Genomic DNA, 24743 nt, shown 5'->3' on the forward strand with positions numbered 1-24743 from the left:
AGCCGATGCCCTCGCTGACCTCCCCGACCGCCCGCCCCCGGACCGGCGCCCGGACCTCCGTGACCGCCCGGCGGCTGCTGTCGGTCCTCGGCGCGCTGCTCGCCGCGCTGCTGTGCGCGCTGAGCTTCGGCGCCGGGCCCGCGTCCGCGCACGCCGCGCTCACCTCCACCAGCCCCGGCGAGGGCGCGGTGGTGAAGTCCGCGCCGCAGGAGGTCACGCTCACCTTCACGGAGGGCGTGCTGCTCGGCCGGGACGCGGTGCGGGTCCTCGACCCCAAGGGCAAGCGCGTGGACTCGGGGAAGGCGGCACACGTCGGCGGCAAGTCGTCGACCGCGTCGGTCGCGCTGCGCTCCGGGCTGCCGGACGGCACCTACACCGTGGCGTGGAAGGCGGTCTCGGAGGACAGCCACCCGGTGAGCGGCGCGTTCACCTTCTCCATCGGCGCGCCGTCCAAGACCTCGGTCAAGGCGCCGACCGGCGGGAGCGGCGACACCACGGTCACCACGCTGTACGGCATCGGGCGGTACGCCGCCTACGGCGGATTCGCGGCCCTGGTCGGCGCCTGCGTGTTCGCCGGGGTGTGCCGGTCCTCCCGGCCGGTGCGGAAGATCGCCGTCGGCGGCTGGGCGACGCTCTTCGGGGCCACCGTGCTGCTGTTGCTGCTGCGCGGGCCGTACGCCAACGAGGAAGGGCTCGGCAAGGTCGCCGACCTCGGCGCGCTCGGCGACGTCCTCGACACCAAGCCGGGCGCAGCGCTGCTGTCCCGGCTGCTGCTGCTCGGCGTGGCGGCGGTCTTCCTGGCCGTGCTCTTCGGCTCGTACACCCGCCATACCGAGGCGGCGGAGGAGGACGCCAAGCGGCGCCAGGACCTCGCCTTCGGGCTCGGCTTCGGCGGCGTCGTCGTCACCGTGGGCCTCGCCGCGACCTGGGCGATGGCCGAGCACGCCTCAGTCGGCATCCAGCCGCAGCTGGCCATGCCGGTCGACGTGATCCACCTGGTCGCGGTCGGGGTGTGGCTGGGCGGTCTGGCCTCGCTCGCGGTGACGCTCCGCGCGGGCGTGCCGATCGAGCGGGCGGCCGTGGTCCGCTTCTCCCGGCTGGCCTTCGGCTCCGTCATCGCCCTGGTCCTCACCGGGCTGTACCAGGCATGGCGGCAGGTCGGCTCCTGGAAGGCGCTGACCGGCACCGACTACGGGCGCTGGCTGCTGATCAAGGTGGCGTTGGTGGCGGTGCTGGTCGGCATCGCCGCCTTCTCGCGCCGCTGGACGAGCCGCCTCGACGACGCCACGGCCTCGGCCGAGGTCTCAGACGAAGCCGGGAGCGTGGAGAAGGCACAGGTGGCGGCGGGGGCAGAGGCCAAGGCAGTGGTGAAGGCCGGGCAGCCGGTCCGTACCGGCGCCGCCGGGTCCGACTCCGATGCCGACTCCGAGTCCGACTCCGACTCCGACAGCGCAGACTCCGGCGAGGGCTCAGGGGCCGACGACGACCCCGTACGCGCCGCACAGCTCGCCCGTCAGCGGGCGGCCAAGGACAAGACGGCCGCCCGGCGCGAGCGCGACGCCGACCCGCAGCGCACCGGACTGCGCCGCTCCGTGATCGCCGAGACCGTCGTCGCCGCCGTGCTGCTCGCGGTGACCACCGTGCTGAGCGGCACCCAGCCGGGCCGGGCGGAGACCGGGAAGCCCGCGGCGGCGCCCGCCGCGGACCCCGGTGCGCTGAACGTCGATCCGATCAGCGTGGAGATCCCGTACAACACCGGCCCCAAGAGCGGCCGCGGCAAGGCCATCGTCATGGTCGACCCGGCGCTGCCCGGCGACAACACCGTCAACGTCTTCATCAGCGACTTCGCCGACCGGCCCATCGACGTGCCGGAGGTCAAGGTCTCCCTGACCCTCAAGGAGAAGGGCCTCGGCCCGCTGACGATCCCCCTTGAGCACCGGTCCACCGGGCACTGGAACGGCCAGGGCGTGCAGCTCCCCATGGCCGGGAAGTGGCAGCTCTCCCTGACCGTACGCACCTCCGACATCGACCAGGTGACGGAGACCAGGAACGTGAAGATCGCGCAATGAGCACTCAGCAGGCCCCGAATGCCCCCGAAACACCGCAGGACCAGCACACCGAACCCGCCGGGGTGTCCCGGCGCCGACTGCTCGGCACGGCCGGCGCCGCGGGCGCGGCCGGGCTCGTCGTCGGCGGCGCGGCCGGTGCGTACGCCGCGGAGGCGACGCGGACCACGCCCCGGCCGCTCAGCTCGGTCGGTTCGACGGCCGTCCCCTTCAACGGCACGCATCAGGCGGGGATCACCACCCCGCTCCAGGCCCATGGCCATCTCGCCGCCTTCGACCTGGCGCCCGGCGCGGACCGCAGACAAGCCGCCGCACTGCTGCGCCGGTGGTCGAGGACGGCGCGCGAGCTGACCGAGGGGAGGACGCCGCCGGACGACACGGGCATCGCGCTCGACGCCGGACCGTCGTCCCTCACGGTCACCTTCGGCTTCGGCCGTTCCTTCTTCGGCCGGGCGGGGCTGAAGGACCGGCTGCCGGAGGCGCTGGCCCCGCTGCCCGACTTCGCCTCCGACGCGCTCGACGCGAAGCGCAGCAACGGCGACCTGTGGATCCAGATCGGCGCCAATGACGGGCTGGTCGCCTTCCACGCGCTGCGCGCGCTCCAGCGCGAGGCCGGGGGCACCGCCCGGCTGCGCTGGCAGATGAACGGCTTCAACCGCACCCCCGGGGCCACCGGCCACCCCATGACCGCGCGCAATCTGATGGGCCAGGTCGATGGCACGAACAACCCCAAGCCGGAGGAGCCCGACTTTGACCGGCGGATCTTCGTACCGGAGAAGGGGGACCCGGCCTGGATGGCGGGCGGTTCGTACGCCGTGGTGCGCCGCGTCCGGATGCTGCTCGACTCCTGGGACAACCTCTCCCTGGAGCGGCAGGAGAAGGTCATCGGCCGCCGCAAGTCGGACGGGGCCCCGCTGTCCGGCGGCACCGAGTCGACCCCGGTGCGGCTCGACAAGGTGAACGGGGACGGGGCGCTGGCCATCGGGGGCGCCGCCCACGTACGGGTGGCGGCGCCCGAGTCGAACCAGGGCGCGGCGATGCTGCGCCGCCCTTTCTCGTACCACGACGGCTTCCGCGACGACGGGGCGCCGGACGCGGGGCTGCTGTTCATCGCGTGGCAGGCGGATCCGATGAAGGGGTTCGTGCCGGTGCAGCGGAAGCTGGACCTCGGGGACGATCTGTCCCGGTTCCTGCGGCACGAGGCCAGCGCGCTCTTCGCGGTGCCGGGCGGCTGCGCCCCGGACGCGTACGTGGGTCAGGCACTCTTGGAAGGGTGAGCGAGGAATGAACCGCTTCGCCCCCGGCCGCCGCTGGGTATCGTGGCGGCTCTCATACGATCACAGGGAGCCATCGTGATGTCGGCCAGCCACTATGTCTACCTCGGCCCCGAGGGCACCTTCACCGAGGCCGCGCTGCGGTCCTTGCCGGAGGCGGCCACACGCGAGCTGGTCCCGATGGTCTCGGTCCCGGCGGCGCTGGACGCCGTGCGCAGCGGCACGGCGGCGGCCGCCCTGGTGCCCATCGAGAACTCGGTCGAGGGCGGGGTCACCGCGACCCTCGACGAGCTGGCCACCGGCGAACCGCTGACGATCTACCGCGAGGTGCTGCTGCCGATCAGCTTCGCGCTGCTGGCGCGGCCGGGCACCACGCTCGCGGACGTCAAGACGGTGACCGGGCACCCGGTGTCCCAGCCGCAGGTCCGCAACTGGCTCGCGGCGAACCTGCCGGACGCCCTGTGGGAGTCGGCCGCCTCGAACGCGGACGGCGCGCGGCTGGTGCAGGAGGGGCGCTACGACGCGGCGTTCGCGGGCGCGTTCGCCGGGCCGAAGTACGGGCTGGAGCCCTTGGTGAGCGACATCCACGACGCGGAGAACGCGATGACCCGCTTCGTGCTGGCGGGACGCCCGGCCCGGCCCGCCGCCCGGACCGGCGCGGACAAGACGTCCGTGGTGATCTGGCTGGGCGACGACCACCCGGGCGCGCTGCTGGAGCTGCTCCAGGAGTTCTCGGCGCGCGGCGTCAACATGATGCGGATCGAGTCGCGCCCGACCGGCGAGGGCATCGGCCGCTACTGCTTCTCCGTGGACTGTGAGGGGCACATCACGGACCGGCGGGTGGGGTCGGCCCTGATGGGGCTGAAGCGGATCTGCCCGAAGGTGCGCTTCCTGGGCTCGTACCCGCGCGCGGGGGTGGACGCGGCGGACCTGGGCCCGCTGCGCCAGGGCACCTCGGACGAGGCGTTCGCGGAGGCGGCGGAGTGGCTGGCCCGCTGCCAGGACGGGCGGGACTGAGCGCGTCCGGGCGGAGCTGAGCACGGTCGGGAACGACGCCCCGGAGCCGGGTCAACGCCCGTCCCGGCCGTTGTGGTGGAAAAGTTATCCACAGGCTCGCCTCGGCGCTGGGGACAAGTCGACATCACCAAACCGGCAATGTCGACACATCACCACAGTCACCTCATCGGCTCACAACACCGGACATTGCGTATCCGTCACCGCAATTCCATAGATCCGCTCTTTGGAGTGAGGGATTCCTCTCTCAAAGAGTGTGTGAACGCGATTCGAGAGGGGAATCCATCGCCGAGCACTCGGCGGGCCAAACGATCACCGCGACATCCACAGATCTCACACACAGGCTGTGGATAACTCACCGGTATCCCAACAGCCCTGTGGACAACACACGGCCAACTCACCCCGCACACGCGGGAAGCCGGTCATCTCTTTGCCCCTTTTCAGGGAATGCGCATACATTCCTTGACGGCCGTCCACACGAGAATTCCCAGGTTTTCCCACAGCCCTAAATAGGGGCAAAAAGGGGCACAACGGAATATCGCGTCGAGCCCCCGAGGTCACACCGGTAACCTGGGGGCGTGATTGACCTTCGCCTGCTCCGTGAGGACCCCGACCGTGTGCGCGCCTCCCAGCGCGCCCGTGGAGAAGACGTCGGCATCGTCGACGCGCTCCTGGCCGCCGACGAACGGCGCAGGTCCTCCAGTGTCCGCTTCGACGAGCTGCGCTCCGAACAGAAGGGGCTCGGCAAGCTCATCCCCAAGGCGTCCGGGGACGAGAAGGCCGAGCTGCTGAAGAAGGCCGGTGAGCTGTCCGCCGCGGTCAAGGCGGCCGACGCCGAGCAGGACGCGGCGGCCGAGGAGACCCAGACCCTGCTGCGCCAGCTGGGCAACCTGGTCCACCCGGACGTCCCGGTGGGCGGCGAGGACGACTTCACCGTCCTGGAGACGGTCGGCACCCCGCGCGACTTCGCGGCCGAGGGAATCGCCCCCAAGGACCACCTGGAGCTCGGCGAGCTGCTCGGCGCGATCGACACCGAGCGCGGCGCCAAGGTCTCCGGATCGCGCTTCTACTACCTCACCGGCGTCGGCGCGCTGCTGGAGCTCGCGCTGGTGAACGCGGCGATGGCGCAGGCCACCGCGGCGGGCTTCACCCCGGTGCTCACCCCCGCGCTGGTCAAGCCGAAGGCCATGGAGGGCACCGGCTTCCTGGGCCAGGCCGCCGAGGACGTCTACCACCTGGACAAGGACGACCTCTACCTGGTCGGCACCTCCGAGGTCCCGCTGGCCGCGTACCACATGGACGAGATCCTGGAGGCGGAGCAGTTGCCCCGGCGCTACGCGGGCTTCTCCTCCTGCTTCCGCCGCGAGGCCGGGTCGTACGGCAAGGACACCCGGGGCATCTTCCGGGTGCACCAGTTCGACAAGGTCGAGATGTTCGTCTACACGACCCCGGAGGACGCCGAGGCCGAGCACCAGCGGCTGCTGGAGTGGGAGAAGCAGTGGCTGACCTCCCTGGAGCTGCCGTTCCGGGTCGTCGACCTGGCCTCGGGTGACCTGGGCTCGTCCGCGACGCGCAAGTTCGACTGCGAGGCGTGGATCCCGACCCAGGGCAAGTACCGCGAGCTGACGTCGACGTCCAACACCACCGAGTTCCAGTCGCGGCGGCTGTCGATCCGGATGCGCGAGGGCAAGAAGGTGCGCCCGCTGGCCACGCTGAACGGCACGCTGTGCGCGGTCACCCGGACCATCGTCGCGATCCTGGAGAACCACCAGCAGGCCGACGGCTCGGTGCGGGTGCCCGAGGTGCTGCGGCCGTTCCTGGGCGGGCGCGAGGTCCTGGCACCGGTCGCCCGGTGAGCGGCGGGACCTTTCCGTACCGCCTGGTCGCGACGGATCTGGACGGGACGCTGCTGCGTCCCGACCACACCGTCTCGGCCCGTACCCGCGCCGCGCTCGCCGCGGCCACCGCGACCGGGGCCGCCCACATCGTCGTCACCGGCCGCACCGTGCCGGTGGCCCGGCACATACTGGACGACCTCGGCTACGACGGGCTCGCGGTGTGCGGCCAGGGCGCGCAGCTCTACCACGCGGGCGAGCACCGGCTGCTGACCTCCGTCACGCTGGACCGCCAGGTGGCGTCGCTGGCACTGGAGAAGATCGCGGCAGAGACCGGTCCGCTGCTGCTGGCCGCGGCCCGCGACGGGCTCGACGGCAAGGTGCTGTTCGGCCCGGGCTACCGGGTGGGGCACGGGGACATGCCCGTCAGTTCCTTCGACGACCCGGACGAGGTGTGGTCCGCGCCCATCAGCAAGCTCTACATCCAGCACGCCGAGCTCGGCGACGACGCGCTCGCGGACGCCGCGCGGAGCGCCGCCGGGGGTCTGGTCGGGGTGACGATGGCGGGCGCGGGGCTGGTGGAGTTGCTGCCGCTGGGGCTGACCAAGGCCACGGGCCTCTCGCTGGCCGCCCGCAGGCTGAAGGTGACGGCCGCGGACACCATCGCGTTCGGCGACATGCCCAATGACATCCCGATGTTCGGCTGGGCGAAGCACGGGGTCGCGATGGCCAACGCCCACGACGAGCTGAAGGGCGTCGCCGACGAGATCACCGCCTCCAACGAGGAGGACGGCATCGCCGTGGTGCTGGAGCGGCTCCTCGGCTGAACGGTTCCGCGGACGACGCGTGATGACGCATGGCGACGGGCGGCCCATGGCGGGCCGCCCGTCGCCATGCGGGGGTCCGGGGCTCAGCCGAGGTTCTTCACGGCCTGGTAGTAGGTCCACGCGGTGCCGTCGCAGGCGGTCTTCTGCGCACCGGAGTAGGCGGCGCACACCCGCTTGAGGTCCTCGTAGAAGGCGCTGTCGATACGGGCCTTGTTGGCGTCGAAGATGCCGAGCGCCTTGTGGTTGCGGTAGCCGAAGTCATGGCGGGCGCAGGAGGTCTGGAAGGGGAAGCCGAAAGGGTTGTCGGGCGAGGAGCTGCAGTAGTCGGTGGACCAGTCGAACGCGTACGCGGCCCAGGCGGCCTGGTTGTTGCGGGCCGCGAGCCAGGTGTTGTAGCTGGCGGCGCTGGTCTGGGTCCAGCTCGCGAGCACCTGTGCCTTGTCGGCGGGGACGGCCTGGGCCGGAGCGGCCAGGGCGACGGTGGCGGCCGCGGTGACGGCGGTGGCGGCAAGACTCGTGGCGAGACGACGCATTTCGGGTTCCCTCCGTTGGTCGCTGACGGCAGCTCAAACCGCCCGCAGGGGTGCGGGTTGCGGGTCGGTGTGAGGTGGCGCACATCCAGAGTTCGGCAGGTTCCTGACAAACGTCAAGATCTGGACGGGCGTGTGGATGAACAGAGTTCAACCAACGGAGGTTCGGAGATTCCTCCAAGTGAACTGGGGAAAAGGCAAGTTCAGATGAGGGTTCAGTAGGGAAGGCGCGACGGATCGTGCGGTGTGGGCGGCAGCGGCCCCGGCCCCTTGATCCGACGGATGATCGGCGACGTCTCCATGTGCCGTACGGCGGACAGGGCGGCGATCCGCGTCGTCAGATAGGTGTACAGCGCGGCGACGTCCTCGCACACCACGGTCGCCATCAGGTTGTTGGGCCCGGTGGTCGCGCACGCGAACGCGACCTCGGGGTGGCCCGCGAGCGCCTGCCCCGTGGCCTCCAGATCGGAGGGCGGCACCGACAGCCAGAGCACGGCCGTCATGCCGAGCCCGAAGATGCGCTGACGCTGATCCACGTCGAAGTACAGCGTGCCGTCGGCGCGCAGGGCCGCGAGCCTGCGGCGTACCGTCGACTGCGACCAGCCGGTGGCGGCGGCGAGTTCGGCCAGCGGCGCCCGCCCGTCGCGCGCGAGGACCGCCAGCAGCTTCCGGTCCTCGGCGGTCAGGGGCCCGGCGGACCCCGCGGGACGGTCCGCCCCGGGGGCGGCGAGCCGCGCCGCCTGATCGGGGTCCAGCACCCCGGACTTGCTCACCAGGGCCAGCGCACCACCGAAGAACTGATGCAGGACACAGCGCGCGCTGACCCCCACCACCCGGGGCGTATGCGGCAGTTTGCGCAGCAGCAGCGCGTCGCTGTCCTGGCCGGACGCCGCCCGCGTCGTCGCGACGACCTCCGTGCCGTCGGACATCACATGCACCCAGGAGGTGTCGGTGCGGCGGGCCAGTGCCTCGGCGACCGGCACCGCGGCGTCCGGCAGGCACTGCACCCGCACCATCCACACCACCTCGCCGACCGCCGCCGGGTCGGTGAGGCCCAGCACCCGGACCGCCCCCGTCGTCCGCAGCCGGGTGTAGCGGCGCGCCACGGTCTGGTCGGAGACGCCCAGCACCTCGGCGATCCGGCTGAAGGGGGCCCGGCTGTCGAGCTGGAGGGCGCACACCAGCGCCCGGTCCAGATCGTCGTACTCATCGGCGTCGGATTTCACCGCTCAAAGCTAACCGGTGTCGGATAACGCCACCAGGAAGGGCGCTGGCTGGAGGTGAAGCCGGTGTGATGGCGACTGTGAGGGCCCACGGGGCAGCGGCGTCGGGCCGGCCCCCTCCTTTTTTGGAGACACCCCATGCGCAGCACATGGTGGCCGCTGGCCGCCATCACGCTCGGCAACTTCATGCTGCTGATAGACGTGACCATCGTGAACACCGCGCTGCCCCAGGTGGCGCACGGGCTGGACGCCTCCTTCACCTCCCTCCAGTGGGTGATGGACATCTACGCGCTGGCGCTCGCCGCGCTGCTCATGGTGGCCGGATCGGCGGCGGACCTCTTCGGCCGCCGCCGGCTGTATCTGCTCGGCCTCGCCGTCTTCGCGCTGTCCTCGCTGGTCTGCGGCCTCGCCCCCGACGCCGGGGTGCTGATCGCCGCCCGCGCGGTCCAGGGCGTCGGCGCGGCGGCCATGTTCGCCACCAACACCCCGCTGCTGATGGCCACCTACTCCGGACGCGCCCGCGGCGTCGCCTTCGGGGTGTGGGGCGGTACGAGCGGGGCGGCCGCGGCGGTCGGCCCGGTGCTGGGCGGGGTGCTCACCGAGTACGTCGACTGGCGGGCCATCTTCCTGGTCAACCTGCCGCTGACGGCGATCGCGGTGTGGATCACGCTCCGCACGGTCGGCGAATCGCGCGGCGCGCCGGGAGGGCGCATCGACTGGCCGGGCGCCGTGTTGTTCACCGCGTGCGCCGGTGCGCTGACGTACGGGCTGATGCGGGGCGGCGAGGAGGGCTGGTCCGACACCGGCGCCGTCGTCGCCCTGACCGGCGCCGCGCTCGCGCTGATCCTCTTCATCGCGGTGGAACGCGGGGCCCGGCAGCCGCTGCTCGACCTGCGGCTCATGCGCCGCCCGTCCTTCGCGGTACTGATGGCGGCGGCCCTGCTGCTCCAGGCCGCGGCCTTCCCGTACCTCACCTACGCCGGGCTGTGGCTGCAGTCCGTGCTCGGCCTGAGCCCGGTGCGGGCGGGGCTCGCGGTGCTGCCCATGGCGGGCGTCTCGCTGATCGTCGGCGCGGCGGGCGGGCGCCTGATGGAGAAGGTCGCGCCGGGGCGCGCACTCGGCGGCGGACTGCTGCTGGTGGGCGCGGGCGCACTCGTCAACGGCACGCTGGTGGACGCCTCGTCGGACTGGACGGCCCTCGCCCCGGGCCTGGCCCTGGCGGGTCTCGGCATCGGCCTCGCCATGCCCGTCCTGGTGTCGGCGGCCCTCGGTGCCGCCCCGCCGAAGCGGGCGGGCATGGCCAGCGGTGCGGTGAACACCTTCCGCCAGCTGGGATACGCGCTGGGCATCGCGGTCCTGGGCACGGTCTTCTCCTCCCGGGTACGGGACGTGGTCACCGACAGCGGCGCCGTCCCGCCCCGGGCCTCCGGCCCGGCGGCCGACGCGATCTCCGGCGGCCACGCCGACGCCGTCATCGCCGCCACCCCACCGGACCACGCGGCCGCGGCCCGCACGCTGGTGCACGAGTCGTTCGCCTCCGGCCTCGACCGGATCTGCGCGATCTCCGGCATCACGGCCCTCGCGGCGGGCCTCCTCGTCCTCGCCGTCGTCCGCGGCCGCCCGAAGCCCCCGACCCCGGAGCGCCAGGGCGAACCGTCCCCGACGGAGCCGGTCGCGGCGTGAAGGTCAACCCGGCGGAACCGCGTAACCCTCCGACAGTCGGATCGTTGTTCTAGATACGCGTTATGCGCGGAGGCAACGCGGGCTTGAAGCTCCGGCCGGGCGACGGATCGACGGACAGCGATGTCACGGCGGTTGGGTCCGAAGGGGGTAGGCAGCCTCCGCTCCTGGTCCCTGGATAAGGGCGGCCTGGCCCCGGGCAGTTGGGGCGTCATGGCCCCATGCCTTTGGGGCGCAACACCACCCGTATCCACACCGGAGGCACACGTATGCCTATGCCACCCGAGACCGCGCTGCTGGAATCGCGCGCGCTGCGCGACAGCGTGATCGAACGAACCGACGTCCTCGACAAGGTCAAGATCCTCGCCATGCTCCCCGATGGGGTCCACGTCACCACACGAATCGTCGCGGCGTACTTCGAGGTTGGGGAAGAAGCCATCAAGAGCCTGGCCAAGCGACACCGGGAGGAGTTCCACAGCAACGGAATGCACACGCTGCGCGGCCCTGACCTGCAAGTCTTTGAAAGGTCCAACTTGGACCTTTCAGATTCGAGTTATCCACAGGGGCGCGCCCACCTCACCCTCTACCCCCGTCGCGCGGTGCTCAACGTGGCCATGCTGCTGCGTGACAGTGATATCGCCAGGCGGGTACGGACCTATCTGCTCGACGTCGAGGAACGCACCCGCGCGGGGCGGCAATCCGGCGCGGGCCGGGTCCCGCTCGAACAGATCCTGACCGAGCGGCTGCTGGAGGGGCCGATCGGTACCCGGCTCGACGCCGTCGAATCGCGGCTCACCGATGTCGGTTCCGCACTGCGGGAGCTGACCCCGTGGCTGGCCAGGGTGTCGGCCCGGCTGGACGGCATGGATCGGCGGCTCGACGCGCAGGGGCGGGTGATCTGTGCCATGAGCGAGCGGCTGTGCGACCTCGGTGAGGACATGAAGGAGGTCCGCCGGGATGTCGCCCGGCTCCAGGCCTCGGCGGGGACGGGCGCGGCCCGGGGCAAGGGGCGGCGTCGGCGGTAGCGGCCCGGGGCGGGTGGGCGTCTGCCTGCCCGCCCCCGGGGTTTAGATGGCATACGCAACTAGGTTGTAGGATGACTGGGCAACCGGTCGAGTCGAGGACGTTGAGTCGAAGGAGAACCATGGCCTTGCGTGCCGCCGGGCGGCAGTCGCTCGTCGACACCGTCGTGGAGCAGCTGCGCGCGCAACTCGCCGAGGGCGAGTGGCGGGTCGGCGACCGCGTCCCGACCGAGCATGCGCTCGCCGAGCAGCTCCAGGTCGGACGGAACACGGTCCGTGAGGCGGTCCGCGTCCTCGTCCACGCCGGAATGCTTCAGTCCAGGCAGGGCGAGGGCACCTTCGTGGTCTCCACCACCGACCCGGCCGAGGTCATGCGGGACGTACGGCGCGCGGGGATCCGGGATGTGCTGGAGCTGCGCATCGCGCTGGAGGCCGAGGGCGCCCGGCTCGCCGCGCTGCGGCACCAGCCGGACGACCTGGCGCGGATGCGCGCGGCGCTGGCCTCGCAGGCGGCGTTCGAGGATGCGGCGGGACAGCCGGAGTCCGGCAGCCACGAGCTGTACGCGGCGCATGACGTCGCGTTCCACACCGCCGTGGTCGACGCCGCGCACAACGCCGCGCTGAGCGCCACGTACGGCTGGTTCAGCAGCTCGGTGCGCGAGGCGCTGGTGGCCTCGCTCGGCGACCGCGAGATGCCGCGCATCGTGCCCGGCGACCACCACGCCCTCGTCGACGCCATCGCGTCCGGCGACCCCGTGGCCGCCGAGGAAGCGGCCCGGGCCCTGCTGGAGACGCCGAAACGCGCCGTCGAGACACTGCTCGACGCGGGCTGACCCCCCAACCCCCCACCACCAAAAACCCGCACCACCGAACGGAGTTGTCCTTGTCACGCCCGCATGCCCCCGGACCCGAGGCCGAGCAGCTGCTCGTCGACGCCGAGACGGATCTGCGGCCGACCCCGGAGGTGACCGCCGCCCGGCGGACGCTGCGCGCCCATCCGGCCCTCGTCCTGGTCGGCATCGTGCTGGCGTCGCTCAACATGCGCGCCTCGCTCGCCGGGGTCTCCCCGCTGCTCGGCGAGATCAGCGGCGACTTCGGGCTGAGCGCGACCACGGGCAGCCTGGTGACCACGATTCCGCTGATCTTCATGGGGCTGGCCTCGCCGCTCGCGCCCCGACTGGCCCGGCGCTGGGGCACCGAGACCGTGCTGCTGGCGGCGCTGGTGCTGCTGGGCGGCGGGGTTCTGCTGCGCGTCGCGCCGCCGCTGGTCGCGCTGTTCACCGGCTGCGCCCTGGTCGGCAGCGGGATCGCGCTGCTCAATGTGCTGATGCCGGGCCTGATCAAGCGGGACTTCCCGGACCGGGCGGCGGCGATGACCGCCCTCTACACGACCGCGATGATCGCCGGAGCGACCACCTCCGCCGCGGCCGCCGTCCCGCTGGAGAACGCGCTCGGCGGCTGGCGCGGCTCGCTCGCCTCCTGGTCGCTGCTGGCCGCGGTCGCCGCACTGCTGTGGCTTCCGCAGGCGGTGCTCGCCCGGCGCGGTACGCCCCACGGCCGGGCCGCGGCGACGCCGGTTCCCGGCAGGGACGCCAAGAGGGACGCCAAGGGGGACGGCCGGACGCTGTCGCGTTCGCCGCTGGCCTGGCAGGTGACGCTGTTCATGGGGCTCCAGTCGCTGGTCGCGTACGTCACCATCGCCTGGATGCCGACGATCCTCACCGACCACGGCATGGACAAGGCCACCGCCGGTCTGGTCTTCGCCTTCAGCACGCTGGTGCAGATGAGCGGGTCGTTCGTGGTGCCGCTGCTGGCGGGGCGGATGCGGTCGCAGCGGCTGCTCGCGGTCGTGGTGGCCGGGCTGATGGCGTCCGGGATGGCCGGGCTGCTGGTGGCGCCGGTGGCCGGGGCCTGGGCGTGGGCGGCGCTGATCGGCGTGGGCCAGGGCGGCACGGTGGGGCTCGCGCTCACCATGATGGTGCTGCGGACCGGGGATGCCCACACCTCGGCGCGGCTGTCGGGGATGGCGCAGACCTGGGGCTATCTGCTGGCCGCTGCGGGCCCGCTGGCGCTCGGCGCGGTGCACCAGGCCACCGGCGGCTGGACGCTGCCGCTGGTGCTGATGCTCGCGGTGTGCGCGGCGCTGGCCCTGTTGGGGCTGGGCGCGGGACGCGACCGCAAGATCACCGCCTGAGGCAAAAGCCCCGCCCGTCCTGCCGCGTTCACAGCTCCTCCGCAGGCGGCGGAGGGGAAACGGACAACTCCGGCCGTCACGCTCGCTGTCATCGGGCACCGGCGAGGATCGGAGGACGAGATGAGCAGCGTGAGCAAGGTGAGCACGAAGTGGCGGCGGATGCTGCGGGCGCCATGGATCGTGGCCGGTGTGGTCGCGACCGTGACGCTCGGCTCCTCCACGACCGTGGCCTCGGCCCTCGACCGGGCCAACGCCGCCCCCGGACACGGCGTGGCGGCGGTCGTCACGACGACCGCCGCCACGGGGGACACCGGCCGTTTCGTCAACCGCTGGCGTCCGTAGCGTCCGTAGGGGACGTGTCGCTCACTCCTCCCCGGCGAGGGTCAGGGAGCGCATCTTGTGCCCGGCGTACCAGGTGGCGGCGCCGGTCACGACGATCAGCAGGATGACGCCGGTCGTCAGGCCCACGTCCGAGGTGACCGCCTCGTCCGTGATCTTCTGGGCGATCGCCAGCGACCACTGCTGGACGCTGAGGGTCTTGGCACCGGCCACCAGGCTGCCGAAGAAGGCCTCCCAGACCAGGGCGTAGACCAGGCCGAACACCACCGCGTGCCGGGTGATGGTGCCCAGCAGCAGGAAGATGGCGCTGTAGGCGACGGACGCCACGGCGGCGGCGACGGCGTAGCCGACCGCCATGCTGTGCGCGTTGCCGTTGAGGATGAAGCCCGCCAGCAGCGTGGGCACGGCCGAGAAGACGACCGTGACGCCGATCGCGACGATCAGCTTGGTGACGATGATCGTGGGCCGCTTCACCGGCTTGGCCAGCAGATAGATGACCGAGCCGTCGTCGATCTCCGGGCCGATCGCCCCGGTCCCGGCGATCACGCCGATCAGCGGGACCATGGTGGCGATCGCGAAGCCGCCCAGGAGGGAGTTGGCGGTGGAGTCGTCGACGCCGGTGAGCATCCGTACGGCGAGCGAGATGACCACCAGCAGCGCGGGCAGCAGGAACAGGATCATCGCGCGGCGGCGGCCGAGCAGGGCTCGGTAGGTGAGCCGGGCGACGGTGGGATGGTAGAGCGCGGGCATCGCAGGGGCTCCTTTCAGGCCGCGACGAGGTAGGAGAACACGCTCTCCAGGGACTCGTCGGAGGGCGAGACCGTGAGGAGCCGGATGCCCTGTTCACGGGCGACGCGGGGCAGCAGTTCGGTGAAGCGTGTGAAGTCGACGGCCTGGATGTGCAGTCCGCCGTCGGCGCCGCCGCTCGCGTCCACCTCGATCCCGGTGGTCGACGGGTCGGCGATGAGGGCGGCGGCGAGCGCGCGGTCGTCGCTGGACCGTACGAGATAGCGGTGCGGACGGTCCGTCATCAAGCGGCGGATCTTGCGGAAGTCGCCGGAGGCGGCGTGCCGCCCCGCGACGATCACCTCGATGTGCGCGGCCAGTTGCTCGACCTCCTCCAGGATGTGCGAGGAGAACAGCACGGTGCGGCCCTCCGCGCCCATCCGCCGCAGCAGCTCCATCAGCTGCATCCGCTGACGCGGGTCCATGCCGTTGAACGGCTCGTCGAGGAGCAGCACCGACGGCTCGTGGACCAGGGCGGAGGCCATCTTCACGCGCTGGCGCATGCCCTTGCTGTACGTGGAGATCTTGCGCGACCCGGCGTAGTCCATCTCGACGGTGTCGAGCGCCTTGCGGGCGGCGGCCCGGGGGTCGGGCAGCCCGTGCAGCTCGGCGTTGGCGATGACGAACTCGCGGCCGGTGAGGAAGTCGTACATCCCCTCGCGCTCGGGGACGATGCCGATGTGGCGGTACGCCTGCTCGTTGCGCCAGATCGCGGCGCCGTCGAGGGTGACGCTCCCGGTGGAGGGGGCCAGGAAGCCGCCCATCATGTTGATGAGGGTGGACTTCCCCGCGCCGTTGGGGCCGAGCAGCCCGGTGACCCCGGGGCCGATGGTCATGGTCACGTCGTTGACGGCCACGACGTTCCCGAACCAGCGCGAGACGTTGTCGATGGCGATCGTGGTCACAGCCCGACCTTTCGGTAGCGGCGCAGCAGCAGCCCGAACGAGCCGGCGATCAGGCCGAGGAGGACGAGGACGTAGACGGCGCCGGGCCCGGCCCCCGGGCCGAAGCCGCCGGGGAACGAGGAGTTGGCGCCGAGGAACGCCGTCTGCACCCCGTCGATGATCGTGATCGGCGAGAACAGCCCGAGCCAGCGCACCGCGGCGGTGGAGTCCTGGGCGAACGCGATGGCCTGGACGGTGGACACCGCGCCGTAGGAGATGGTCAGCACGGCGATGACGGCGGCGACGCCGAAGCCGCGCCGCGGGGTGGCCGCGGCGATGACCAGGCTGATACCGGCGAAGAGGAGCGAGAGCAGACCCACGGAGACCAGTCCTTGCGCGAAGCCCTTCGTCTGGTCGGCGAAATCGAGCTTGGCGAGCAGGGCCCCGGCGTACAGGATCACCAGGGGCGAGGCGGTGAGCAGGAAGAGGGCGGAGGCCATGGCGCCGAACTTGGCCACCACGTAGTCCGCCGTCCCGATGGGACGCGAGAAGTACAGCGGGATCGTCTTGAAGCGCAGATCGCGGGAGACGGCCTGGGGCGCCTGGGCGGCGATGTAGAGGCCGATGACCGCCTGGAGCATGATCGCGTATCGGGTGTACTGGACCGGGAGCTTGTTGAGGTCGGTGGCGATGGCGACCGAGACGATGATCGCGGCGGGCAGGCACATCACGGCGAGCAGCAGCATCGGCGCGACCTTGGACTTCGCGGAGCGGCCGAGGCCGTAGGCGCCGCGCAGGCTCTGCACGAAGAGCGAACGGCGCGCGTAGGCGCGGCCGAGCCGGGGGCCGTCGTAGTGGCGGTAGCCGATGTTGTGAATGACGTCGGCGCGCTGCTGGGGCACGGTCTCAGACGGCATCGACGGCACCTCCGTTTCCCTTGCTGGTCCCGTCTCCGGCGCCCTCGTGGCCGTCGTCGGTGCTGAAGATCTCCGCGATGCGGTGGCGGCGCTGTTCCATGCGGACCAGGCCGAGGCCGAGACCGGCGATGGCGTCCCGGACCGCGTCGTACGTCTCCTCGCCCGCGACGTCCACGAGCAGCAGATGGTCCGAGGCCGGTGCCCCGTCCGCGCCGCGGCGCGCGGGCGAGGCGGTGAGCCCGGCCCGGTCGAGGGCGGCACGCAGCGCCGCGGTGCCGTCCGGGTGCTCGTCGGTGTCGGTGACCTCGACCGCGAGGGAGGCCGTCACCTGGGTGAAGTCGCTGGTGGAGCTGGACCGCAGCAGCTTGCCGCCGTCGATGACGACCACGTGGTCGCAGGTGCGCTCCAGTTCACCCAGCAGATGCGAGGTGACCAGGACCGAGATGCCGAAGTCGGTGTGGATGCGGCGGATCAGGCCGAGCATGTCGTCGCGGCCGACCGGGTCGAGGCCGTTCGTCGGCTCGTCCAGCAGGACCAGCTTCGGGTCGTGCACCAGCGCCTGGGCGAGCTTCACCCGCTGCTTCATGCCGGTCGAGTAGCCGCCGATGGGGCGATATCGCTCCTCGTAAAGACCGACGTGGCGCAGCGTGTCGGCGGTGCGCTCGCGGGCGGCGGACGGCGGCAGCCCGGACATGCGCGCCATGTGGACGACGAACTCCGTCGCCGACACGTCGGGCGGCAGGCAGTCGTGCTCGGGCATGTAGCCCACGCTCTCGCGGATGGCGCTGCCCTCGGTGGCCACATCGAGGCCGAGCACGGCGGCGCGGCCCTCGCTGGCGGGGGACAGCCCGAGCAGGATCTTGATCAGAGTCGACTTCCCGGCCCCGTTGGCACCCACCAGGCCGGTGACGCCCGGCGTGATGTCGACGGACAGCCGGTCGAGCGCGGTGACCCTGGGGAACCGCTTGCTCAGGCTTTCGGTGGCGATCACAGTCACGTGTTCGACCGTAGTGGTGTGAGCCACAGTCCACGTCACCCCAGACGGCTGGATTTCCCTACTCCTCGGGTCTGACACGCCCGTAAGGGGACCACCTCCGGGACCGTCGGGGCCATGGGGCCGCGTGTCGTCACGCCCGCGCGGCGTCCGGGGTGAGCCGGGCCCGGACGCGCTCCGGGTAGCGGGCGGTGAACAGGACGGGCAGGACGAACCCGGCGGCCTGCACCGCCAGCGGCACCCAGCTGCCGAGCCCGGCCGCGACCGAGGCGGCCAGCGCCGCGGCGGTCAGGGTGAAGGCGACCGCCCAGACCGAGGAGACCACCACGTTGATCCGCCGGAACACCGCGGTGTGCCACACCTCGCGCGGCGCCTGCCGCCGGGCGATACCGGTGGTGAAGGGGTGCCCGACCGCCAGCGTCGCCCAGGCGGTGACGGCCAGCCACCCCATGGAAAGACCGCCGCCGTAGTCCTTGAGACCGCTGTCGGGGCGGGCGAAGGCCCAGGCGGTCAGCGCCGCGAAGAACAGCACCGTGCTGGCCTCCAGGATCAGGGCGTCCGCGGCCACCCCCTCCCTGCGGTACTGGACCAGCAGCCAGCCGGCCAGCACCAGCCCGGCCAGCGCGCCCCACTGCCAGTTCAGCAGCGAAACGAAAGCGAAGGCGATCCATGGGGCAAAGCCACGCAGGTAGTTCATGTCCGCTCCCCCGTGATCGATCGGGCCGGTGGGTCCGCCGTCGTACGGCTGTCAGCCCGCGTGCCCCTCGACCGGCCCGGAAAAACCCGCCGCTTCCCGGCTGAGCGCCCGTCACTGGAGTCCGGGCGCGCCCCAGACCGGGAACCAGCGGCTCAGGTCCTCCTCGATCCGCAGATCGTCCCCGAGCAGCGCCCGCACCTGGAGTTCCAGCGCGTTGTCCCGCTTCTCGGCGGCGCCCGGCAGCGGTGCGAAGGGGTAGAACGTACCGCGCTTGTAGAGGTAGACGAGCGCGAGCGAACGCCCCGCCGCCTCATGGAACCCGAGCAGCGAGCACAGCAGCTGCGGGCCGAAACCGCCGTCCTGGAGGAGGGTGTTGACCGCGTGCAGGTCGTTCACCAGGGCCGCCACGTCGTCCGGCGGCTGCCGGGCCAGCAGCCAGGTGTAGCCGTATCCGTCCCGGCTGAACTCCACGGGCACGCCGCCCCGGTCGGTGTCCGCGTCCAGCAGGTCCGTGACGTCCCGCTGGAGCTGGCCGAAGGCGCCGCCCTCGACGCTCGCGAAGCAGACCGACCCGAGCCCGGTCGGGGTGAACCCGGCCCCGGCCTCCAGGGTGACGGCGGCCGACGGCAGGCCGAAGAGCTGGTCGAGGTCGGGCCGTACGGGCTTGCTGCGGCCGAGGATGATGTCGAGGAGTCCCATGCGCCCTCAGCTCCTGCCCGGCTGGCCCAGCTGAGCGGAGATGCGCCCGAGCTGCCCGAGCCGCTGCTCCAGCGTCGGGTGCGAGGCGAACAGCCGGCTGAAGCTCTCCCCCGAGAGCGCCGGGGCGAAGAAGAAGGCGTTGAACGGCTCTGCCTTGCGCAGATCGCGGGTCGGGATGCGGGCCATCTGCCCGGTCACCTTGGTGAGGGCCGCGGCGAGCGCCGAGGGGCGGCCGGTCAGCAGGGCGCCGGCCCGGTCGGCTGACAGCTCGCGGTAGCGGGACAGCAGCCGGGTCAGCAGAAAGCTGATCACGTACACCACGGCGCTGACCAGCGGGATCAGCAGGACCGCGATGCCCACGTTGTTGTTGCGGCTGCTGCGGGACAGCCCGCCCCACAGGGCGGCCCTGGTCATGATGCCCGCCAGCACGCCGAGGAACGACGCGATGGTCATGACCGCCACATCGCGGTGCGCGACATGGGACAGCTCATGGGCGAGGACGCCCTCCAGCTCATCCGGCTCCAGCCGCCGCAGCAGCCCCGTCGTCGCGCACACCAGCGCGTTCTTCTGGCTGCGGCCGGTCGCGAACGCGTTCGGCACATCGGTGTCGGCGATCGCCACCCGCGGCTTCGGCATGTCGGCCAGCGCGCACAGCCGGTCCACCGCACCGTGCAGCTCGGGCGCCTGCTGCGGGGTGACCTCGCGGGCGCCCATGCTGAACGCCGCGATCCGGTCGCTGAACCAGAACTGCGCGACGAACAGCCCGCCCGCGATGAGCAGGATCAGCGGCCAGGCACCGCGCAGCAGCGCGATCAGCACACCGACGAAGACCACATAGAGCAGGCCGATGAAGAACATGGTCATGACCATGCGGGTGGTCAGCCCACGGTCGGGGGCATAACGGGTATGCGGCATGGGTGCCTCCACAGTCACTGCGGCAGCGGGAGCCTCTCTACCCGATTCTGCTCCTCATTCCGGCTTTTGCGGCATGTGAGGTGTTTGCGGCTGCGTCAGACAGGCGGGGTCACAGAGCGGCGACCCGCTCCACGCCCTCCGTGGCGATCTTCTCGAAGACCCCGGGGTCGGCCGCGAAGACCGAATCGGCGATCGGCCAGTGCAGCACGATCTCGTCGATGCCCAGCCGCGCGTGCGCGCCGGCGAAGTCGACGAAGGCGTCCACCGAGCTGAGCGGACGGGTCCCGTCCGGGGTGAAGCCGGTGAGCAGGATCTTGTCCGGCCCGTCCGCCTCCCGCCCGGCGTCCGCGCAGGCCTTGTCCAGCCGCTCGATCTGGCGGCCGATGGCGGCCAGCGAATCGGCGGGCGTTCCCGTCTCGAAGATCTTCGGATCGCCCGTGGTCACCCACGCCTGCCCGTACCGCGCCGCGAGCCGCATCCCGCGCGGGCCGGTGGCAGCGACCGCGAACGGCAGCCGGGGGCGCTGCGCACAGCCGGGGATGTTGCGGACCTCGTACGCGCTGTAGTGCTCGCCCTCGTAGGTCACCACGTCGTGCGTCAGCAGCCGGTCGAGCAGCTCGACGAACTCGCCGAACCGGTCCGCCCGCTCCCGCGGCGTCCACGCCTCCTCGCCGCCGCGCAGCAGCGCCGTCGCGTCGAAGCCGGAGCCGCCCGCGCCGATGCCGAGCGTGATGCGGCCGCCGGAGATGTCGTCCAGCGAGATCAGCTCCTTGGCGAGCGTCACCGGGTGCCGGAAGTTGGGGGAGGTGACCAGCGTGCCCAGACGCAGCCGGGACGTCGCCGCGGCGGCCGCCGTCAGCGTCGGCACCGCCCCGAACCAGGGCCCGTCGCGGAAACTGCGCCAGGACAGGTGGTCATAGGTGTACGCCGCGTGGAAACCCAGCTCCTCGGCGCGCTGCCATAGCTCCCTGCCGCCGTCGGCCCAGCGGTGGACGGGCAGGATCACGGTGCTCACTCGCATGACGTCGAGCCTAAGCCGTCCCACTGACAGCGGGCGTACGGTGCGTACGGTGCGCGATCGAGCGCCCTTCCCGCACCGGTGAGCGGCCCATGCGGGAGGATGGTTGCCGTGACCCCAGCCATCGAGCAGCCCGAGAACCCGGCCCCTGACCGTTCGGCCTCCGCGACACCCCGCCCCCGGCTGATCGCCACCGACCTCGACGGCACCCTGCTGCGGGACGACAAGACGGTCTCGGACCGCACCGTCGCGGCCCTCGCCGCGGCCGAGGAGGCGGGCATCGACGTGTTCTTCGTCACCGGCCGCCCGTCCCGCTGGATGGACGTCGTCAGCGCCCATGTGCACGGACACGGCCTGGCGATCTGCGCGAACGGCGCGGCCGTGGTCGACCTGCACCAGGGCGGGCTGCTGGTCGAGGTCCGCCCGCTGGCCGCCGACCGGGCCCTGTCCGTCGTGGAGGCGCTGCGCCGGGCCGCCCCCGGCACGTCCTTCGCGGTCGAGCGCAGCGGCGGCATCTTCTACGAGCCGGAGTACCCGCCCTTCCACCTCGACCCGGGCGCGATCATCGCCCCCGCCGAGAAGCTGCTCGACGACGGTTTCCCGCACGCCGACACCCCGGTTCTGAAGCTGCTCGCGCACCACAAGGAGCAGGCGCCGGACTCCTTCCTCCAGCTGGCCCGCACCGTCGCCGGCGAGCACGGCGACTTCACCCGCTCCAGCCCGTCCGCCCTGCTGGAGGTCAGCGGGCTGGGGGTCAGCAAGGCGTCCACCCTGGCCCGGTGCTGCGCCGAGCGCGGCATCGCCGCGGAGGAGGTCGTGGCGTTCGGCGACATGCCCAACGACCTGGAGATGCTGACCTGGGCGGGCACCTCGTACGCCATGGCCAACGCCCACCCGGACGTGCTCGCCGCGACCACCCACCGCACCGGCGCCAACACCGAGGACGGCGTCGCCGCCGTCATCGAGCGGCTTCTGGCCCTGTAGGAGGCCCGTAGGAAGCCCGTAGGAAGCGAGCGAACCGCCCCCGGCCGCCATACGGCCGGGGGCGGTTCGTCTGACCGGATCCACCACCGGATCTACCAGAAGAAGACCAGGTAGCCGTCGCCACCCGCGGTACCGGGAGCACCGTTGGAACCGGGGGTGTTGCCGCCGGGGCCGCCGACGCCGCCGTCGCCGCCCACGCTGGTGTTGGTCGGCGGGAGTTCCACGATGCCGTCGACCGCCTCCCCGCCCTCGCCGCCGTCGACGCCGTTCTCGCCGCTCTCGCCGGTGCGGTTCACCACGGAGAGGCTGTTGCAGGCGCCGGTGCCCCCCTCGCCGCCGGTGCCCGGGATGCCCGGGGCGTTCGTGCCGCCGCCACCGCCCGTGCCACCGGCGCCGCCGCCCGCGATGAGCTGGACGCCGCTGCTGGAGGACAGGGTGGTCGCCGAGCCGTTGCCCCCGGTGCCGCCCGCGCCGCCGGGGTTGCTGCCCACCGGGCCGCCGGGGCCCGAGGTACCGGCGGTGCCGCCGGTACCCAGGTCCACCGAGTAGACGGCGAACGGCGTGACGGGAAGGACACACCAGGTGAAACCGCCGGCCCCGCCGCCTCCACCGGTGCCGCCCGTACCGGTCAGCGTCGCGCTGGCGCCACCGCCGCCGCCACCGCCACCGCCACCCGCGCCCCACGCCTGGATGTGCACCGAGCTGACACCGGGGGGCGCCGTGAAGGTGCCGTCCGCGGTGAACTCCTGCACCCCGTGCATGATGGTCGGCGGCTTCGGCGGCCTGGGGTAACCACCACCGCCACCGGTCATCGTGGTGTCGTCCGCCTGGGCAGGTGCCATGGTCAGCAGCTGGCTGGAAAGGGCCGCCGCTGTCGCGACGGAGGCGAAGAAGACCCGGCGGCGCGTCCGGGAACGCTGAGGAGTGGGGCTCTGGCTGTTCACGTGATGACTTCCTTCCCCGCAAGGAGCTGTCGCGGAGTGTGAGGGGATACGAAGGACCGAGTGGTCCGCGAGGGTCATCCCTTCCACGCTTCGGCGCAGCGCGGTCTGACAAGCAGATAGTTCGCCCGCGTAGGTGAGGAGTTGGGCCGCCCGGGCTACGCGCGCCCCCGCAGCGGCACTTCCCACACCACCGTCGTGCCGCCCCCGCCAGGCCCGTCCCCCTGCCCCTTCTCCGGTGCGAGCCCCGGCCCGTAGGTACTCGACCCGCCCAGCGCCTCCGCCCGCCGCGCCAGGTTCGCGAGCCCGCTGCGCCGCCCGCCCGCCGGGACGCCCACCCCGTCGTCCGCGACCGTCAGCCGCACCGCGGGCCGCCCGTCGGCGAGCCGCGCCGTCACGTCCACCACGACCTCGATGCGCGCCGCCCTGGCATGCCTGAACGCGTTCGACAGCGCCTCGCGCAGCGCCGCGATGAGGCTGTTCCCGGCCGCTTCGCCGACCCTCGTGTCGACCGGCCCGACGAAGCTGAGCGACGGCTGGAACCCCAGCGGCACCGCGACCGCCCCGACCTCCCGCAGCACCCGGGTGCGCAGCCCGGACGGCGCCCCCTCCGGGCCCTGCTGGAGCGCGAAGATCGTCGTCCGAATCTCCCGGATGGTGGCGCCCAGTTCCGCGGCGGCCCGCTCGACCTGTTCCGCCACCTCCGGCGCCCGGGCCTGGCGCCGCGCGCTCTCCAGCAGCATCCCTGTCGCGAACAGCCGCTGGATGACGAGGTCGTGCAGATCGCGGGCGATCCGGTCCCGCTCCTCCAGCACCGCCAGCCGCTCCCGGTCGCCCTGCGCCTCGGCGAGCACCAGCGCGACCGCGGCCTGCGCCGCGAACTGGGTGGCGAGCCTGCGCTCGGTCGCGGTGAACGGCCGGGCGCCGGGGCCGCGCGGCGTGGCCAGCACGCCCAGCACCCGGTCGCCGCTGCTCAGCGGCAGCATCATGCTCGGCCCGTAACGTCCCAGGACACCGGCTTCCGGCCGGAGTTCGGCGGCCGGATCATCGACGAAGACCGGCTCCCCCGACAGCAGCCGCGGCACCGCGGGGGACCCGGCCGGGACGACCGTGCCGAGCAGCGCGGCCCCTTCCGGAGGGTTCGCGGCGTCCACCGCCACGATCTCCAGCCCGCCGCCCTCCTCCGGCACCAGCACGATGCCCGCCGCCGAACCCGCCAGCTGACGGGCCTTCTCCGCGACCACCACCAAGGCGTCCTCGGCGTCGCCGGAGAGGAGGGAGTGGGTGACCGCCACCGAACCGTCGATCCACCGCTCGCGCTGCCGGGTCGCCTCATGGAAACGGGCGTTGCCGATGGCGATCCCCGCCTCCGTCGCCAGCACCTTGACCAGGTGCAGATCCGGCACGCTGAACTCCCCGCCGTCCCGCTTCTCGGCGAGGCACAGATGGCCGAAAACCTCGTCCCCGACCCGGATCGGCACCCCGAGGAAGGACCGCGGCAGCGGCTCGGCCGACAGCAGTCCCGCCCCGCCGGACCGTCCGCTGAGCAGCGCGCCGCACCGCTCCCGGTCCGCCTCGGTGACCCCGTACGTGATGATGTCGGCGAGCCCCTGCCCCGCCGCGTCGTTCACCCCTATCGCCGCACACCGGGCGCCCGCCAGCTCGGCCGCGGTCTCAGCGATCCGGTCGAGGACCACGCGCAACTCCAGCCCGGTGCCGATGGAACGCATCGCCTCCAGCAGCCGCGGCACGCGCGCGGTCAGCTCGGTGGACAGCCCCTGGAGCCCACGAGTCGCCTCCGCGGCGACGTCCAGGGGGTCCGGTGAAGGTACCGAGGCCGCCATGCCCCGAGCCTATTTTTCGACGCCCGGATCCGCCTCCGGGGCGACCGAACCCCCGGCTAC

General features: G+C 72.3%; 23 protein-coding genes. 11 read left to right on the forward strand and 12 right to left on the reverse strand.

The features are described 5' to 3' along the window. Positions 1-5: 5 nt before the first annotated feature. The 5 genes from ACH4TL_RS15170 (at position 6) to ACH4TL_RS15190 (ending at position 7016) form a co-directional block, all read left to right on the forward strand. Entirely contained in the window at positions 6-2069 is a 2064-nt protein-coding gene (locus ACH4TL_RS15170; protein ID WP_398314167.1) for a copper resistance protein CopC, read from the forward strand. Beyond that, the gene (gene efeB, locus ACH4TL_RS15175; protein WP_398314168.1) at positions 2066-3343 is read left to right on the forward strand and encodes an iron uptake transporter deferrochelatase/peroxidase subunit; all 1278 of its coding nucleotides are present in this window, start codon (positions 2066-2068) and stop codon (positions 3341-3343) included. Before ACH4TL_RS15170 ends, efeB begins: the two co-directional genes overlap by 4 nt. A 78-nt stretch (positions 3344-3421) precedes the next feature. After that, complete coding sequence (pheA, locus tag ACH4TL_RS15180) at positions 3422-4357, forward strand: prephenate dehydratase (RefSeq protein WP_398314169.1); 936 nt, start codon at positions 3422-3424, stop codon at positions 4355-4357. A 575-nt stretch (positions 4358-4932) separates the two neighbouring features. Further along, positions 4933-6210 carry a serine--tRNA ligase gene (gene serS, locus ACH4TL_RS15185; protein WP_398314170.1) on the forward strand — a complete coding sequence of 426 codons (1278 nt, stop codon included), beginning with the start codon at positions 4933-4935 and terminating at the stop codon, positions 6208-6210. Next, positions 6207-7016 carry an HAD family hydrolase gene (locus ACH4TL_RS15190; RefSeq protein WP_398314171.1) on the forward strand — a complete coding sequence of 270 codons (810 nt, stop codon included), beginning with the start codon at positions 6207-6209 and terminating at the stop codon, positions 7014-7016. Before serS ends, ACH4TL_RS15190 begins: the two co-directional genes overlap by 4 nt. An 83-nt stretch (positions 7017-7099) precedes the next feature. On the opposite strand, the gene ACH4TL_RS15195 is transcribed toward ACH4TL_RS15190, so the two are convergent. Both ACH4TL_RS15195 and ACH4TL_RS15200 read right to left on the reverse strand, forming a co-directional pair. Further along, positions 7100-7549 carry a phospholipase gene (locus tag ACH4TL_RS15195; protein ID WP_398314173.1) on the reverse strand — a complete coding sequence of 150 codons (450 nt, stop codon included), beginning with the start codon at positions 7547-7549 and terminating at the stop codon, positions 7100-7102. Positions 7550-7761: 212 nt separating this feature from the next. Further along, positions 7762-8772, reverse strand: a complete 1011-nt coding sequence (locus tag ACH4TL_RS15200; RefSeq protein ID WP_398314175.1) for an Lrp/AsnC family transcriptional regulator — start codon at positions 8770-8772, stop codon at positions 7762-7764. Positions 8773-8907: 135 nt separating this feature from the next. On the opposite strand from ACH4TL_RS15200, the gene ACH4TL_RS15205 reads away from it, so the two are divergent. The 5 genes from ACH4TL_RS15205 (at position 8908) to ACH4TL_RS15225 (ending at position 14007) form a co-directional block, all read left to right on the forward strand. Next, complete coding sequence (locus ACH4TL_RS15205) at positions 8908-10452, forward strand: MFS transporter (RefSeq protein WP_398314177.1); 1545 nt, start codon at positions 8908-8910, stop codon at positions 10450-10452. A 272-nt stretch (positions 10453-10724) separates the two neighbouring features. Further along, entirely contained in the window at positions 10725-11474 is a 750-nt protein-coding gene (locus ACH4TL_RS15210) for a hypothetical protein (protein ID WP_398314904.1), read from the forward strand. Positions 11475-11593: 119 nt separating this feature from the next. After that, positions 11594-12304: a FadR/GntR family transcriptional regulator gene (locus tag ACH4TL_RS15215; protein ID WP_398314179.1), complete on the forward strand. Its 711-nt coding sequence runs from the start codon at positions 11594-11596 to the stop codon at positions 12302-12304. Positions 12305-12354: 50 nt separating this feature from the next. Continuing rightward, on the forward strand, positions 12355-13665 hold the full coding sequence (locus tag ACH4TL_RS15220) for a CynX/NimT family MFS transporter (protein ID WP_398314181.1): 1311 nt from the start codon (positions 12355-12357) through the stop codon (positions 13663-13665). Positions 13666-13785: 120 nt separating this feature from the next. Next, a complete protein-coding gene (locus ACH4TL_RS15225) occupies positions 13786-14007 on the forward strand; it encodes a hypothetical protein (RefSeq protein ID WP_398314183.1) in 222 nt (73 codons plus the stop codon). Positions 14008-14028: 21 nt separating this feature from the next. Here the strand turns inward: ACH4TL_RS15225 and ACH4TL_RS15230 are convergent, their stop codons facing one another. The 8 genes from ACH4TL_RS15230 to ACH4TL_RS15265 all read right to left on the reverse strand — a co-directional run bounded on the left by ACH4TL_RS15230 (position 14029) and on the right by ACH4TL_RS15265 (position 20917). Beyond that, positions 14029-14754, reverse strand: coding sequence for an ABC transporter permease subunit (locus ACH4TL_RS15230; protein ID WP_398314185.1), 726 nt, complete (start codon positions 14752-14754; stop codon positions 14029-14031). A gap of 14 nt (positions 14755-14768) precedes the next feature. Beyond that, positions 14769-15695 (reverse strand): ABC transporter ATP-binding protein, encoded by a 927-nt coding sequence (locus ACH4TL_RS15235; RefSeq protein ID WP_398314187.1) that lies wholly within the window; start codon positions 15693-15695, stop codon positions 14769-14771. Continuing rightward, positions 15692-16591 (reverse strand): ABC transporter permease subunit, encoded by a 900-nt coding sequence (locus ACH4TL_RS15240; RefSeq protein ID WP_398314189.1) that lies wholly within the window; start codon positions 16589-16591, stop codon positions 15692-15694. Before ACH4TL_RS15240 ends, ACH4TL_RS15235 begins: the two co-directional genes overlap by 4 nt. Beyond that, the gene (locus tag ACH4TL_RS15245) at positions 16581-17615 is read right to left on the reverse strand and encodes an ABC transporter ATP-binding protein (protein WP_398314191.1); all 1035 of its coding nucleotides are present in this window, start codon (positions 17613-17615) and stop codon (positions 16581-16583) included. The genes ACH4TL_RS15240 and ACH4TL_RS15245 overlap by 11 nt, the downstream gene beginning before the upstream one ends. A 103-nt stretch (positions 17616-17718) precedes the next feature. Beyond that, positions 17719-18282, reverse strand: a complete 564-nt coding sequence (locus ACH4TL_RS15250; protein ID WP_398314193.1) for a hypothetical protein — start codon at positions 18280-18282, stop codon at positions 17719-17721. A gap of 111 nt (positions 18283-18393) precedes the next feature. Then, positions 18394-18981: a hypothetical protein gene (locus ACH4TL_RS15255; protein WP_398314195.1), complete on the reverse strand. Its 588-nt coding sequence runs from the start codon at positions 18979-18981 to the stop codon at positions 18394-18396. A gap of 6 nt (positions 18982-18987) precedes the next feature. Further along, positions 18988-19896 carry a zinc metalloprotease HtpX gene (gene htpX / locus ACH4TL_RS15260; protein ID WP_398314197.1) on the reverse strand — a complete coding sequence of 303 codons (909 nt, stop codon included), beginning with the start codon at positions 19894-19896 and terminating at the stop codon, positions 18988-18990. 109 nt (positions 19897-20005) lie between these two features. Further along, positions 20006-20917: an LLM class flavin-dependent oxidoreductase gene (locus ACH4TL_RS15265; RefSeq protein WP_398314199.1), complete on the reverse strand. Its 912-nt coding sequence runs from the start codon at positions 20915-20917 to the stop codon at positions 20006-20008. 99 nt (positions 20918-21016) lie between these two features. On the opposite strand from ACH4TL_RS15265, the gene ACH4TL_RS15270 reads away from it, so the two are divergent. Continuing rightward, positions 21017-21898 carry a Cof-type HAD-IIB family hydrolase gene (locus tag ACH4TL_RS15270; RefSeq protein WP_398314201.1) on the forward strand — a complete coding sequence of 294 codons (882 nt, stop codon included), beginning with the start codon at positions 21017-21019 and terminating at the stop codon, positions 21896-21898. Positions 21899-21990: 92 nt separating this feature from the next. Here the strand turns inward: ACH4TL_RS15270 and ACH4TL_RS15275 are convergent, their stop codons facing one another. Both ACH4TL_RS15275 and ACH4TL_RS15280 read right to left on the reverse strand, forming a co-directional pair. Beyond that, positions 21991-22842 (reverse strand): hypothetical protein, encoded by an 852-nt coding sequence (locus ACH4TL_RS15275; RefSeq protein WP_398314202.1) that lies wholly within the window; start codon positions 22840-22842, stop codon positions 21991-21993. A gap of 155 nt (positions 22843-22997) precedes the next feature. Further along, entirely contained in the window at positions 22998-24683 is a 1686-nt protein-coding gene (locus tag ACH4TL_RS15280; RefSeq protein ID WP_398314204.1) for a GAF domain-containing sensor histidine kinase, read from the reverse strand. Positions 24684-24743 lie beyond the last annotated feature (60 nt).

It is taken from the genome of Streptomyces sp. NPDC021115 (assembly GCF_044333065.1).
GTDB lineage: Bacteria > Actinomycetota > Actinomycetes > Streptomycetales > Streptomycetaceae > Streptomyces.

What these genes read in the sequence shown, in the direction of transcription:
- ACH4TL_RS15240 (WP_398314189.1), bottom strand. Translation starts at nt 16,591, where the DNA reads ATGCCGTCTGAGACCGTGCCCCAGCAGCGCGCCGACGTCATTCACAAC.
- ACH4TL_RS15230 (WP_398314185.1), bottom strand. Translation starts at nt 14,754, where the DNA reads ATGCCCGCGCTCTACCATCCCACCGTCGCCCGGCTCACCTACCGAGCC.
- ACH4TL_RS15280 (WP_398314204.1), bottom strand. Translation starts at nt 24,683, where the DNA reads ATGGCGGCCTCGGTACCTTCACCGGACCCCCTGGACGTCGCCGCGGAG.
- ACH4TL_RS15265 (WP_398314199.1), bottom strand. Translation starts at nt 20,917, where the DNA reads ATGCGAGTGAGCACCGTGATCCTGCCCGTCCACCGCTGGGCCGACGGC.
- ACH4TL_RS15225 (WP_398314183.1), top strand. Translation starts at nt 13,786, where the DNA reads ATGAGCAGCGTGAGCAAGGTGAGCACGAAGTGGCGGCGGATGCTGCGG.
- efeB (WP_398314168.1), top strand. Translation starts at nt 2,066, where the DNA reads ATGAGCACTCAGCAGGCCCCGAATGCCCCCGAAACACCGCAGGACCAG.
- ACH4TL_RS15210 (WP_398314904.1), top strand. Translation starts at nt 10,725, where the DNA reads ATGCCACCCGAGACCGCGCTGCTGGAATCGCGCGCGCTGCGCGACAGC.
- ACH4TL_RS15215 (WP_398314179.1), top strand. Translation starts at nt 11,594, where the DNA reads ATGGCCTTGCGTGCCGCCGGGCGGCAGTCGCTCGTCGACACCGTCGTG.
- ACH4TL_RS15195 (WP_398314173.1), bottom strand. Translation starts at nt 7,549, where the DNA reads ATGCGTCGTCTCGCCACGAGTCTTGCCGCCACCGCCGTCACCGCGGCC.
- ACH4TL_RS15205 (WP_398314177.1), top strand. Translation starts at nt 8,908, where the DNA reads ATGCGCAGCACATGGTGGCCGCTGGCCGCCATCACGCTCGGCAACTTC.
- ACH4TL_RS15255 (WP_398314195.1), bottom strand. Translation starts at nt 18,981, where the DNA reads ATGGGACTCCTCGACATCATCCTCGGCCGCAGCAAGCCCGTACGGCCC.
- htpX (WP_398314197.1), bottom strand. Translation starts at nt 19,896, where the DNA reads ATGCCGCATACCCGTTATGCCCCCGACCGTGGGCTGACCACCCGCATG.
- pheA (WP_398314169.1), top strand. Translation starts at nt 3,422, where the DNA reads ATGTCGGCCAGCCACTATGTCTACCTCGGCCCCGAGGGCACCTTCACC.
- ACH4TL_RS15270 (WP_398314201.1), top strand. Translation starts at nt 21,017, where the DNA reads ATGGTTGCCGTGACCCCAGCCATCGAGCAGCCCGAGAACCCGGCCCCT.
- ACH4TL_RS15170 (WP_398314167.1), top strand. Translation starts at nt 6, where the DNA reads ATGCCCTCGCTGACCTCCCCGACCGCCCGCCCCCGGACCGGCGCCCGG.
- ACH4TL_RS15250 (WP_398314193.1), bottom strand. Translation starts at nt 18,282, where the DNA reads ATGAACTACCTGCGTGGCTTTGCCCCATGGATCGCCTTCGCTTTCGTT.